This is a genomic window from Actinomadura hibisca NBRC 15177, from assembly GCF_001552635.1.
GTDB classification, from domain to species: domain Bacteria; phylum Actinomycetota; class Actinomycetes; order Streptosporangiales; family Streptosporangiaceae; genus Spirillospora; species Spirillospora hibisca.
Map to the genome: position 1 here is coordinate 130,824 of NZ_BCRO01000019.1, position 13,054 is coordinate 143,877.

General features: G+C 72.0%; 11 protein-coding genes. 6 read left to right on the forward strand and 5 right to left on the reverse strand.

Translation table 11 applies throughout. The features are described 5' to 3' along the window. Positions 1-8: 8 nt before the first annotated feature. The 5 genes from AH6_RS09550 to AH6_RS09570 form a co-directional block, all read right to left on the reverse strand. Entirely contained in the window at positions 9-2,420 is a 2,412-nt protein-coding gene (locus tag AH6_RS09550; RefSeq protein WP_067476938.1) for a protein kinase domain-containing protein, read from the reverse strand. A gap of 51 nt (positions 2,421-2,471) precedes the next feature. Continuing rightward, a complete protein-coding gene (locus AH6_RS09555) occupies positions 2,472-2,966 on the reverse strand; it encodes a DUF4282 domain-containing protein (RefSeq protein ID WP_067476941.1) in 495 nt (164 codons plus the stop codon). Between the two features lie 112 nt (positions 2,967-3,078). Continuing rightward, positions 3,079-3,492: a hypothetical protein gene (locus tag AH6_RS09560; protein WP_067476944.1), complete on the reverse strand. Its 414-nt coding sequence runs from the start codon at positions 3,490-3,492 to the stop codon at positions 3,079-3,081. Beyond that, complete coding sequence (locus tag AH6_RS09565) at positions 3,492-4,016, reverse strand: hypothetical protein (RefSeq protein WP_157431368.1); 525 nt, start codon at positions 4,014-4,016, stop codon at positions 3,492-3,494. Before AH6_RS09565 ends, AH6_RS09560 begins: the two co-directional genes overlap by 1 nt. Before the next feature lie 16 nt (positions 4,017-4,032). Beyond that, positions 4,033-5,460 (reverse strand): hypothetical protein, encoded by a 1,428-nt coding sequence (locus tag AH6_RS09570; protein WP_157431369.1) that lies wholly within the window; start codon positions 5,458-5,460, stop codon positions 4,033-4,035. 742 nt (positions 5,461-6,202) lie between these two features. On the opposite strand from AH6_RS09570, the gene AH6_RS46555 reads away from it, so the two are divergent. The 6 genes from AH6_RS46555 to AH6_RS09600 are packed head-to-tail and all read left to right on the forward strand — an operon-like array spanning position 6,203 to position 13,049. Further along, entirely contained in the window at positions 6,203-8,017 is a 1,815-nt protein-coding gene (locus AH6_RS46555; protein WP_067476953.1) for a hypothetical protein, read from the forward strand. A 45-nt stretch (positions 8,018-8,062) separates the two neighbouring features. Beyond that, on the forward strand, positions 8,063-8,770 hold the full coding sequence (gene cpaB / locus AH6_RS09580; RefSeq protein WP_067476956.1) for a Flp pilus assembly protein CpaB: 708 nt from the start codon (positions 8,063-8,065) through the stop codon (positions 8,768-8,770). Positions 8,771-8,773: 3 nt separating this feature from the next. Then, on the forward strand, positions 8,774-10,351 hold the full coding sequence (locus tag AH6_RS09585; RefSeq protein ID WP_067476959.1) for a CpaE/TadZ family protein: 1,578 nt from the start codon (positions 8,774-8,776) through the stop codon (positions 10,349-10,351). 14 nt (positions 10,352-10,365) lie between these two features. Continuing rightward, positions 10,366-10,746, forward strand: a complete 381-nt coding sequence (locus AH6_RS09590; protein ID WP_067476962.1) for a TadE/TadG family type IV pilus assembly protein — start codon at positions 10,366-10,368, stop codon at positions 10,744-10,746. 4 nt (positions 10,747-10,750) lie between these two features. Continuing rightward, positions 10,751-12,085: a TadA family conjugal transfer-associated ATPase gene (locus AH6_RS09595; RefSeq protein ID WP_067476965.1), complete on the forward strand. Its 1,335-nt coding sequence runs from the start codon at positions 10,751-10,753 to the stop codon at positions 12,083-12,085. A 34-nt stretch (positions 12,086-12,119) separates the two neighbouring features. Next, positions 12,120-13,049, forward strand: a complete 930-nt coding sequence (locus AH6_RS09600) for a type II secretion system F family protein (protein ID WP_067476968.1) — start codon at positions 12,120-12,122, stop codon at positions 13,047-13,049. The last annotated feature ends 5 nt before the right edge of the window (positions 13,050-13,054 follow it).

Below are 13,054 nucleotides of genomic sequence, written 5' to 3' on the forward strand. Positions count from 1 at the left end.
TTCCCTCGTCACGCCAGCGCCTTCCGTTCGGCCTCGCGGTGGGCCTGCCGCCAATGGTGCAGCCGCACGCCCGCCCCGGCCGCGTGCGCGACCGGCACGGCGACCAGCACCAGCAGCCACAACAGGCTGGCCACGGCCGTCACCGCCGACAGCAGGAGCAGGATCAGCAGCAGCGGCACGATGCCCAGAATCAGGAACATGCCGCAGCCGCGCCGCCCGTTCTGCCGGGCCGCGCCCGACACCGTCCGCGACGCCTTCGACAGACCCTTGCCGCTCACGCCGAGCAGCCGCGACATCCACGACCACGGCCCGTAGGGGAGGTAGTCGCCGCCTTGCGCGCGCGCGACCGTCACCTCCGCGCCGCACTGGACCAGCCAGGCCAGCACCGAGAACGCCGCCAGCGCGCCGAACGAGAACCCCGAGGAGCGCTGCATCCCGCCGACCGAGCTGGTGCCGGAGTCACCGCCGCCGAACAGCCCGCCCACCATCCAGCTGCCGAACAGCCAGAACACCAGGATCGGCACCGACCATGCCACGGCCCGCACGATCGCGGCGTTGCGGCCGTCCAGCCGCTTCCGCTCCTTGCCAGCCCAGTGCTCGCGCAGGGATTCGGCGCGCTGCGCGGTGGCGTGCCGGTCGCGCTTGCGGGCCTCGATCTCCAGGACGGCTTCGGGGGCGGCCCGCGTCACCGCCAGCTGCCGGAGCGGATCGTCGCCCGCACCGTCGGCCAGCCACGCGAACCAGGGGACCGGCTCCTGGACGGCCGCGCGCGCCCGCCCGGCCGCCGCCGCGATCTGCTGCCGCGCCTGCGCGGGCTCGGCCGCCAGCGCCAGCAGGGTCAGCAGGAGCACCGGCGGATCGTCGGCCGGGCCCGCCACGCGCGTGCCCTCGGCGGTTCCGGCGTTCGGGAACCGTGTCTGCAGGCTCTCGGGTCCGGTCTCCTGCCCGCGCAGCCAGCGCGCCAGGTCGTTCCAGGCCGCGACGTGGGCGCGCCACTGGTCGTCGATGCGCGCCAGCTCGTGCCCGCCCTCGGACGCGGCCAGCACGTGCAGCAACCGCTCGTCCCATAGTGCGCGGCCGAGCAGGCAGGCGGTGCGGTGGTCGGGGTGCTTGGGGTCGCCCGCGAGCGCGGCCAGTCCGGGCAGATCGGCCGGGGCGACGCGGCGGCCCAGGTAGTGGGGCGGCAGCGAGGGATCGAGCCAGCGCACCAGGTGCAGGAGCTTGACGTCGGGCTTGAGCTGCGCCGTCAGGTAGCGGTCGATGAGCTCGATGCGGCCGTCGTCGGGGACCTCGGCGAGCCAGTCGCGCAGGCTGCGCCACGCTTCCCCGGACTCGCCGCGTCCGAAGAAGTAGAGGGCGGCGTGGTCCCAGTCCGCGACCAGGGCACGGGCCAGCTCGGCGCGGTCGTCGTAGCGTGTGCCCTTGAACGGCAACCCGCTGCCCGGCGGAGCGGCCTGCGCGGCGGGCTCCTTCACCACGGCGGGGGAACCACCGGCCGACCACTCGCTGACCTGCTCGTACGTCCAACGGCGGCGCGGATCGCGGGTGAGGAGCCCGCGCACCAGCAGCCGCAACCGGGGGTCGGCGACCTCGTCGGCCGACACCTGCCGGGTCGCCAGGTGATCGACCACGGCCGTCTCGCTGAGCCCGAGGAACGGGGGCCGCCCGGTCGCCAGCTCCCGCACGATCATGCCGAGCGACCACCAGTCGCGGGCCGGGGAGACCTGCCCGGACAGGGACTCGGGCGCGGCGTAGGCGAGCGTGCGCGAGGACGAGGCGAACACGACGCTCTGCTCCAGGACCTTGCTGAGCCCGAAGTCGGCGATCGCGAGCCGGAGCGGGCCGGTGTCCAGGACCAGGACGTTCTCGGGCTTGAGGTCGCGGTGCACGATCCCGGCGCGGTGCAGCGCGTCGAGGCCGTCGGCGAGCTGCCCGGCGATGGCGGAGACCGTCTCGGCGGGCAGCGCGCCGGTCATGATCGACCGCAGGTTGCCGCCGGGGGCGTACTCGGTGACCTCGTAGTCGCGCCCGTCGGCGTGCCCGGTCTCCCGGACGCGCAGCACGTGCGGGGAGCCGAGCTCGGGCAGCTTGGCCCAGACGTCGGGGTCGGCGCTGTAGCCGCGGCGGAAGAGCTTGACGACGAACTCGGCGCCCGCGGTGTCCCGGACGAGCAGCAGGTCGGACTCGGCGCCCTGCACGGGCAGCTCGGAGACCAGCTCGAACCGGCCGGCGAGCACGTCGGGGAGCCGCAGCAGCGCGCCACCGCCGGACATCCCGCCGTCCCGCCGCGTGGCGGTGGCATCGCCCGCCGCGCGCGGCGCGGGCACGGCCGGGTCGTCGCGCCGGGTGACGCCCGGATCCCGGCGCGTCGAACGCGGGGGAGTGTCGTCGCCGGTCCCCGGCTCCTGGAAGTCGGCCACTTGCACTGCCCCGTCTGTGTCGCGTGCTCCCGGCGAGCCTAACGCCCGCCTCTAGATCTTGTCCTTGATGACCCGCAGGTGCTCGACCCCCTTGAACCGCACCACGACGGCCTCCATGAAGATCCGGGCCAGGATCGCCTCGAAGAACCACAACACCGGGGCGGAGCACATCACCAGCAGGCCGAGCAGCCAGCCGTTGCGCAGCTGCGCGATCCAGATGCCCACGGCCACCACGATGAGCGCGGACAGGCTGATCAGCAGCAGCGACAGCAGGTAGCACACCTTGATCAGCTTGGGGGTGACCAGGTGGTCGAAGTTGGCGTCGAACAGTGCCCCCACCACCCCCTTGTCGGTGCGCGCCGGAGGCACCCACTCCTCGGGCGGCTGCTGCTGCGGGCCGGGCCCGGATGAGCGGGGACCGGGAATGTGGCCGGGGTGCTGCTGAGGATGCGGTTGTTGCGGCGGCTGCTGCCGGGGCGGAGGCGGGCCGTAGGGGCCGGACCCGGGGGGCTGGGCGGGCCGTCCGGGCTCCGCTGGGTTCGTCATCGCCGTAACTCCTGAGGCTCATCTCACGGTGTAAGGCGACTCTAGAACGGCGCCCCGCCCCCGCGCGCCCTCTGCGTGTCGAGCATCGCCAGGAGCCCCACCGCCCGAACGGTCAGTGCGCGGGGAAGTAGCCGTCTCCCGCGCCGGACGAGGCCGACAGCCGCCGCATGATGAACCAGCCCGCGAACGCGCCCACCAGCGCCTCGACGGCGCTCACCACGCCCAGGAGCGCGGACCCCGTCGCCGAGCCGACCAGCGCGCTGCCCACCGCGAACAGCACGGGGACCGTGAAGACGGCGAGGAGCTGGCGGACCTCGACGCCGCGCGCCGGGCCGTACAGCCGCGCGCTCAGCAACGCGGCCACCAGCAGGGTGAGCGTCCAGGGCACGTGGACCAGCAGCACGGTGGACGCCGAATCCGGCCACGAGGTGACGTGCCGGCCAAGCACCAGCACCGCCAGGACGTCGATGACCAGGCCCGCGACGACCACGCCGAACGCGGCCAGCCACGCCCGCAGCAGCCGCATCAGCCCTCCTTCAGCTCGATGGAGGACACGATCGCGTCGACGTCCGACTGCGCCAGCTGCCCCTGCAACCCGGTGATCCGCACGACGTAGGCGTCCCGGTCCAGCAGCGCCACCACGTCGGTGCCGGTGGCCGGCTGCTGGGCCGAGCCCTCCGTCGAGGTGTAGCTGTAGGTGAGCCGGCGGGCCTCCTTCGTGCCCTTCACCTTGATCGTTTCGAGCTTGCCGCGCTGGAAGTTCGGCTGGACGGCCCGCCCGGCCTGCATCGCGTCCACCGCCAGGTCGGCCGTGCTGGCCTTGACGGCCCGTTCGAGCACGACGACCTGGGCGACGGTCTTCCCGCCGGCGGACTTGCGGGCCGCGAAGTGTCCCTTCTCGTCCTGGCGCTGCCAGTCCTTGGGGAACCCGAGCCGGACATGGGCGGTCTCGGCCCTGGTCAGGTTCGCGTCGTCCTGGCCACCGCCGCCACAGGCGGTGGCCAGTCCGGCCGCGCTGAGCAGGAGAACGCCGTACCGTGCGAGTCGCACCGACATCGACCTCAATTCACGAATTCACGCACTCGGGGTAGGGGATGTAGTCGCGCCTACCGTTCCGCGGCGCTCCAAGGTACTCGGCCTTGGTCGTGGAGTTCTTGGAGCTCTCGGACCGGATCTCGGCGCCCAGGATGAGGCCGAGCTTGGCCTCCGCGCCGACCTCCCAGCCGTCGGTGCTGTTCTCGTACTCCTGCTTGAGCACCGTGCCCTCGTCGAACATGAGCCGGTCCATGACGCTGGCGTTCGGTCCCGGGTCGGTCCGGATCACGTTGTCGTCACCGCCCATGTACCTCAGCAGGTTCAGCGGCATCTGGAACGGGTTGTTCTTCAGGTAGTTCGTGACGGCGCCGCGGTTGGCGTCGTTGACCGGGACCACCGTGGTCACCGTCTCGACGGTCCGGTCGCCGCCCGAGCCTCCGCCCCCGCCGATCCTGTCGTCGTAGTTGCCGCCGAGCCTGGCGCTGGCCTTGGTGCCCTTCTCGAAGGTGGTCTGGTAGACGACGGCGGTCAGCTTGCCGTTCTCGTCGTAGACGAGCCGCTGCCCGCCGGTCCACTTCAGGTCGCCCTCCCCGCCGGCGCCCAGGACCTGGCCCCCGCCGCCGATGGTGCCCGACAGGCCCATGAAGTAGGAGGTCGTCGGGTGCGCGGGGTCGGAGCGGTTGTGGGTGACGGCGATCTCCGCGGCGCGCTCGCCGTTGATCTTCACGCCGGTGTTGAGGTCGAAGTTCCAGTCGTCGGAGCCGTCGCCCTTGGGGCCGATCTGCGGCAGGTGCAGCCCGAGCATGCCCTCGACCGCGACCGCGTGGGAGATCGTGGTGTTGGTGATCTCGGGGTCCTTCAGGTCCGGCCGGCCGGTCCAGTCGTCGACCTTGTCGGCGGCCCAGCGGGAGAGCGGGTTGCCGCCGGCGATGATGGTCTTGGCCGAGTCCCGGTAGGAGATCTCCTTGACGTCGTCCTCGAACTTCTTGGCCTCGTCGGCGTCCTTGAAGATGTAGGTGTCGCCGGCGCCGACCTTGATGTTCGCGCCCACGGTGATGTCGGCGCCGAGTTTGAGGTTCTTGCCGAGGCTGACCTTGCCGCCGGCGCCGGTCTCCAGGCCGAGTTCGGTGCCGTTGGGGACGACGGTGAGGCGGACCGAGCCGTCGGCCATTTCCTGGCGCAGGAACGAGTACTCTTCACCGATCTTCACGATCGCGACCTTGATGGTCGCGCCGTAGGTCTGTTCCGCCGAGGCCCGTTGGCAGACCTTTGGTTTATAGGATTCGTGCGGTCTGGCCTCGGGATTGGAACCACAGTTCGTCCCGCCGAACAGTTTGCACAGCTCGTACTTCACGTGGTCGCCGAACGGCGTCAGCGCCGCCAGGAGCGTTCCGACGACTGCTGCGACCACCACGAGGAGGGCCGCATAACTGATGGCGCTCGCTCCGCGATCGGCCATGGGATGCCGGTCCCGCACTGTTCCGCCCTCCCACTCCGCCCAAGAAACGGACTCGACCATAAGGCGGCGGGTCGACGCGGGCTAAGGGCCCGGAGACCTAGTTCGGGGCCCTAGTGATCCGGACGTGCTCTGGGACCTCGGCCGGGTGGGGCCCGGAACATGTGGTGATCACCAGGGGACTTGTGGAGTGGGTCCCGGTCACGGGCTCGGGCCCAGTCGAGGCATGTCCGAGGGGTCGGCGCGGTCCGGGACGCGCCGAGCCGCCGTGAGGCTGTCGTCTCCTCGCAGGAGCGCCGTCTCGTCTCCGCCATGCCGGGCCGGCCCTCGGCCGTGCCCGCCGCCGGCCGTGGTCCGCGCGGGGCGGACAGTCCGAGAGGCGCAGGGGACAGGTCCGTAACCTGTTTTTAACCCTTACGCATCGCACTGGCGGCGTTACGCGAAGTGATCATGATTTTGGCCACAACTGGTCTCGGGCTTGCGCTGGCGGGATACTTCCGCAGGTCAATCCACTGTTCGGCGGGCGGGTGCGCGGGACGGCCTTTTTCCCGTCGCTCTCCATTCGAACAGTTGACGTTTAAATCACACTTCGCCCGGAAGAACATCCTGCTTGAGCGGGGACACGTGGGACGGCTATTGTCAATCCGCTCGGATCGAGGTTACTGACAACAAAGCACGCCTCTGGTCAAGAAGAAGGAGCGGTGGGGGTAATCTCGTTGATGGTCACGAGGGACGCGGGGACCGGGTGAGCGCGGTCATCCTGCTGGGCGACTTCCCGGCCACGGGCGTGATGAAGCAGATCGTGGCGCGGCGCGTCGATCCGCCGGCCGACGCGCAGGCCGCCCCGATGTTCATCGACGCCGTGGCCGCCGCACTGCGCGAGCGCGGCGCGGTCCTCGTGCTCTACCCGTCCTGGCGCGCCAAGCAGGCGGAACGCCTGGTCACGCTCGCCCGCGGGGCGCTGCTGAGCGACCGCATCGCGGGGGTGCCGCTCCGCCTCCCGCCGATGGCGCTGAGCCTGGTGGCCGACCAGCTGGCCTTCGTCGCGATGTACGTCAGGCCCGGCATGCTGGCGAGCCTGCCGCAACGCCTGGCCGAGAACACGGTGGCGGGCGCCTGGGTGCGCAGCGTCGCCCACTTCGAGCACGTGCACATCAAGCTCGGCCAGCACGTCTCCTCCTACCTGCCGGGCGGCGGGTTCTCGGTGGTCATGTCGCCCGACACCGACGTCCGGCGGATCACCTCGTCCGATCCGGTGCAGGCCTTCCCCCAGCTCCCGCCGGGCCCGATGATGGTGCTGACCGCCCAGCAGGACGGCGACGTCGACTGGTTCCACCGCAGCCTCAGCCCGGCGCTGAACGCGTCGTCGATGCTCGCGGTCGAGGCGCAGCCGCTCAGCGCGGGCTACTGGGGCTCCAAGAAGTACCTGGAGTTCGTGGCCTTCAGCGCCCATCCGCAGGCGTTGCAGGGCGTGCTGCGGAGCGTGGCCTACCAGCCGTGCCGGTGGTGCGGCGAGGCGATCGCCGCACCGCGCTGCCCGCTCTGCCTCATGGTGCAGCCGACCTCGCCCGCCGAGGCGGGCCCGCCGCCGCCAGCGCAGACCGGAGTGCAGCCCGGCATGCCGACGGGCGCACAGCCGGTCCTGAAGACCGGCGCGCAGCCGCAGGTCGCGCTGTCCGTTCCGCACCCTGCTCCGGTGCCCGACAACACACGGCCTGCGGCGGCGCCTTCCGGGCCGCAGCCCCAGGTGACGCAGGCGGGGCCGGCGAACACGCAGCCCGGGGCGGCCCAGCCCGTTCCCCAGCCGTACGCGGCGCCCACGGGCCCCGGACCTACCGGCGCGCAGCCCGTGGTGCCTCCCTCCGGGCCGCAGCCCCAGCAGGTCGTGCGGCCTGCCCCGCAGACAGGCGCCCAACCGACGGTGGTGCAGCCAGTTCCGCACCGGACAGGCGCGCAGCCGCAGGTAGTGCAGCCAGGTCCGAACCAGACCGGCGCACAACCGCAGGTGGCACAGCCAGGCCCGAACCAGACGGGTGCGCAACCGCCAGTAGCGCAGCCCGGCCCGAGCCAGACCGAGGCCCAGCCGACGGTCGCGCAGCCCTTCCCGCAGCCAGGTCCGGGCCAGACGGGCGCGCAGCCCATGGCGGCTTCCTCCGGACCGCACCCGCAGGTCGTACAGCCCGCTCGGCCGACAACTCCCGTGCACACCGGCGCGCAGCCGACGGTTCCCCAGGCGAACGGCCGTCCCGGCGCTCCCGGCAACCGCCCGCCCCAGCCTCCCGCTCCGCTCCCTCCGCAAGGACCTGTCGCCGGACCGATGCCTCCCCCGGCGGCGCCCCGGCAGCGGGCGTCGCGATCGGACGCCGACGCCGAGACCCCCGCCCACACCGGCGGGGAGCCGCACGGCGGCGACTCGACGCCGTCCGACGCCGGCCTCGAACGCACCAGGGTGGACGCGCCCGCCGGACAGCCCCCCTCCCGGCCGCCCTCCGCCGACGAGGACGACGACTCCGACGACTTCCGCCACCAGACCGTCATCTTCGGCTCGCCCGGCGAGTGACGACGCCCCGCCTCCCCCCGCCCCCCTGCTGAGAAACGGAGTCCCATGAACCCACGTCAACGACGCGGCGTCCTGCTGATGATCCTGGCTGCGCTTGGTGCCGTGGTGGTGTTCTCCAGCGTCCTCGGCTACGTCGGTTCGGTGCGCGCCGAGGTGGGGGTGAAGACCGAGGTGTTGCGGCTGAAGCAGTCGGTCCCGGCGTTCACCAGGGTCACCGAGGACAACCTGGAGCGGATCTGGGTGCCCAAGAAGTGGTCGCCCACCACGATGATCGTCGATGTGAACCAGCTGGAGGGCAAGGTCGCCGCCTCCGACCTGCCGGGCGGCGCCTACCTCCAGGTCGGGATGCTGGCCCCGGGGCCGAGCCTCCAGCCGGGCCAGCGCGAGATCGCCATCCTGATCGACGCCGAGACCGGCGTCGCGGGCCGGGTGCGCAAGGGGATGAGCGTCGACATCTACGCGACCTACCAGAAGCAGCAGGGGCAGGCCCAGCAGTCCTGCGCGGCCCGGATCGTCAAGTCCGCGCTGGTCACGCAGATCGGCCAGGTCACCAACATCCGCGAGGAGAAGAACAGCACGGTCACCAGCGAGGCCCTGCCGATCACCTTCGCGCTGAGCGCGGTCGACAGCCTCCGGCTCACCCGCGAGGAGAGCTTCGCCAACAAGATCCGGCTGGCCCTGATCGGCGGGTCGGGCCAGACCCCCGACGGCGTCAAGCTGCCGCCGTTCTGCGACACCCAGCCGGCGAGGTGACGTATGGCCCTCCAGGTACTGCTCGGGACCGACGACCGGCAGGTGGCGTCCGCGCTCACCGGCCAGTTCCGCGAGCTGACCGACTTCGAGGTCCTGGCGGTCGAGACGACCTCCAACCATCTGGCCGGGACCGTGCAGACCGTGCCGTCGCTCGACGTGGTGATGGTGCACGAGAGCCTGGGCCCGCTGCCCGCGCTGGACCTGGTCCGCGACCTGGTCACCCGGCACCCGCAGCTCGCGGTCGTCCTGATCGTCGACGAGGCCAGCACCGAGACCTTCTCCCAGGCGATGGCGGCCGGGGCCCGCGGCGTGATCTCCAGCAACCCGACCCTGTCGGAGCTGCAGAACCGCGTGACGCAGGCGGGCGAGTGGTCCCGGACCATGCGCCAGCACTTCAGCACGGCCGAGCCCGCGGCCGCGCTGGGCAAGCAGGGCACGCTGGTGACCCTGTGCGGGGCCAAGGGCGGCGTCGGCACCACCACGCTGGCGATCCACCTGGCGATCGCGGTCGCCAGCGCGGGCCGGTCGGTGTGCCTGGTCGACATGGACCTCCAGAACGGCGACATCCCCGGCTACCTGGACATCCAGCACCGGCACAGCATCGCCGACCTGGCCGCCGCGGGCGACCTGGACCCCAGCGTCGTCGCCGAGGCGCTGTTCGTGCACGCCTCCGGGCCGCACCTGCTGCTGGCCCCGGGGCAGGGCGAGGACGCCGAGGAGATCTCCGCGCGGGCGGTCCGGCAGATCCTCACCGTGGTGCGCTCCCGGTACGACGTGGTGATCGTGGACGGCGGCACCTACGTCGCCGACGCCAACGCGATGGCGGTGGAGCTGGCCGACCACGTCGTGCTGGTCGCCACGCCCGACGTGCCCGCCCTGCGCTCGTCGCGGCGGCTGGCGCTGATGTTCGCCCGGCTGACGATCCGCAAGGAGGAGGACACCTCCGTCCTGCTCACCAAGGCCGACCGCAAGAACGAGATCCAGCCCGAGCTGGCCAAGAAGATGATCGGCGCCTCGAAGCTGCACGAGGCCGCCATCCCGGCGGTGTTCCGGGCACTGGAGGAGGCCGCCAACACCGGCGCTCCGGCGACGGTCCGCAACGGCGACTTCCGCAAGGCGGTCGGCAGGTTCGCCGCCGAGCTCGGCCTGGTCGGGGAGGAGGGCGCGGCGGCCAAGGGGCGCGGCGCCCGGGGCCGCAAGGACAAGGGCGGGGTCGCGCTCGACTTCGGCGGCGTGTTCCCGCTCATCGCGCTGGTCGCGATGCTCTGCATCCAGGTGATCCTGGTCGGCCTGACCTCCATGTACTCCTCCCACGCCGCCAACGAGGCCGCCCGCGCGGTGGCGGTGCTCGGCTACGACAAGGGCGACACCGAGGACGCGCGGGCCAACCGGGAGGAGGTGCGGCGGCGCGCCGTCCGGCGGATCGCCGGCGACTGGAAGGACAAGGACCACCTCCGCATCGACGTGACGCCCGAGGGTTACGCCGTGGTCACCATCGACACCCCGATCCTGCTCCCGGGGCTGCACAGCACCTGGGGCATCACGACCAAGGCGAAGGTCGTCCGCGAGGGCGGTCACTGATGAGGAGCCGGGTCATGGACGAACTGGCGGCGCGGTTGCGCGACGACCGCGGAGCCCCCTCCCTGGAGTTCGGCGGGATCCTCCCCATCGCGCTGTTCTGCATCTTCCTCGTCTACCAGGCCTACATCTCCTCGACCACGGTCGAGCGGGTGGAGAACATCGCCCGCACCGGGGCGCGGGAGGCCAGCAAGCTGTACAGCCCCGGCCAGTGCCGCGAGTACGCCCTCGGGGCCAAGCCCTACTGGATCAACGACTACCAGGTCGAGGGCGGGCACACCCGGCTGGCCGACGGCGACGCGGTCTACTGCGAGGTCGACGCCAAGCTGCCGATCATCTGGAAGGGCATCCCCCTCGACTACACGGTGACCCGCAAGGTCACCCTGCCGCTGGGGTGAGGGCATGGCACTGAAGGACCGTCTCGAAGAGGACCGGTCGGCCAACGACCGCGTCAGCAACAACAGCATCGCCCACTGGCGGCAGCGGCTGCTGGAGGAGGTGAACCTCGACGAGCTGGCCCGGCTGGACATGACCCAGCGGCGGGCCCGGCTGGAGAAGGTCACCGGCCTGCTGGTGACGCGGGAGGGGCCGGTGCTGGCCCCGGCCGAGCGCACCAACCTCATCCGCCGCGTGGTGGACGAGGCGCTGGGCCTCGGCGTGCTGGAGCCGCTGCTGGCCGACCCCAACGTCACCGAGATCATGGTGAACGGGCCGGACACGGTGTTCGTGGAGCGCGCCGGCCGGGTGTTCCGGCTGGACGGCGGCTTCGCCAGCGAGGACCAGCTCTACCAGACCATCGACCGCATCGTCGCGCAGGTCAACCGGCGCGTGGACGAGTCGAGCCCGATGGTGGACGCCCGCCTGCCCACCGGCGAGCGCGTGAACGTCATCGTGCCGCCGCTGTCGCTGGTCGGCCCGATCCTCACCATCCGGCGCTTCCCCCGCGCCTACACCATCGAGGAGCTGGTGGGGATGGGCGCGATGGACCCGGCCAGCGGCATGTTGCTGGCCTCGTTCGTCCGGGCCCGGCTCAACATGGTGATCGCCGGCGGCACCGGCACCGGCAAGACGACGATGCTGAACGCGCTGTCGGCGTTCGTGCCCGAGTCCGAGCGCATCATCACCATCGAGGACTCCGCCGAGCTGCGGCTCAAGCAGGAGCACGTGATCCCGCTGGAGTCCCGCCCGCCCAACATCGAGGGCAAGGGCGCGATCACGATCCGCGACCTGGTGCGCAACGCGCTGCGCATGCGCCCCGACCGCATCATCGTCGGCGAGGTCCGCGGCGGCGAGACCCTGGACATGCTCCAGGCGATGAACACCGGCCACGACGGCTCGCTGGTGACCGTGCACGCCAACACCACCGAGGACACCATCAACCGGTTGCAGACGCTGGCCAGCATGAGCGACGTCAAGCTGCCGTTCGAGGCGATCCGCAACCAGATCAGCAGCGCGGTCGACGCGGTCGTGCAGCTCAGCCGCGGGCCGGACGGATCGCGCCGGATCACCGAGGTGGCCGTGGTCGACCGCGACCGCCGGGACGAGTTCGTGCTGCGCCCGGTGATGCGGTTCGACGCCGACCCGGTCGGCCCGGACCGGGTGGTGCAGGGCCGGTTCCGGCCGCTGCCGCTGCCGCGGGCCCTGGTGACCCGGCTGTTCCACGCGGGCGAGCACATCCCGCCGTCCTTCGTCGGGACCGACCAGGGCGGCCCGCCGCCGGGATGGGGAGCGCGATGACCAGCAACGCCCACAGGAGTGGAGGCCGCACCCGATGAACCTGCCGTTGCCGGTGACCCTGCTGATCCTGGCCGCGACGCTCGCCCTCGCGACCTGGGGGATCGGCGACCTGGTGGCCGGATGGGGGCAGCGGCGCCGCCTGGTCGCCCGGTCCGCCCTGGGGTCCGACGCCCGGATGAACAGCCTGCTGGGCCGGCTGGACACCGTGCTGCGCCGCACCGCGCTGGGCAAGGCCCTGGCCCGGCGGCTGGCCGCGTCCGGGGTGCGGATGCGGGTGTCGACGCTGGTGGTGCTGATGGCGGCCGGCGCCGGGGCCGCGATCTTCCTGATCGGCAAGTGGATCGCCCCGCTGTTCGGGATCGTGGCGGCGGCCGGCGTGGTCACGCTGTTCCTCACCTTCCTGCGCCGGCGGGAGGAGCGGCGCCGCGACGACTTCATCGCCCAGCTGCCCGAGCTGGCCCGGGTGTTGTCCAACGCCACCAGCGCGGGGCTGGCCATGCGGACCGCCATCGAGATCGCCGCCGACGAGCTGGCCGACCCGGCGGGCGAGGAGCTCAAGCGCACCGCCGACGCCCTGCGGCTGGGCCAGCCGCTGGACGACGCGCTGCGCGACCTCAGCGAGCGGCTGCCCTCCCGGGAGCTCGGCGTCCTGGTCAGCACGCTGGTGGTGTCGGCCCGCGCCGGCGGGTCGCTGGTCACCGCGCTGCGCACCATCGCCGCCACGCTGGAGGAGCGCAAGGAGATCCGCCGCGAGGTCAAGACGATCATGGGCGAGTCGGTCGTCACCAACTACGGCGTCATCGTGCTGAGCCTGGCCGGCGTGGCGCTGGTCAACGTGATCCAGCCGGGCGCGCTGCGCACCATGAGCGAGCGGCTGCCCGGTCAGATCGTGCTGGGCGTCGCCCTGACCCTGTTCGTCGGCAGCATGCTCATCGTGCGCCGGATCACCAAGATCGACGTGTGAGGCAG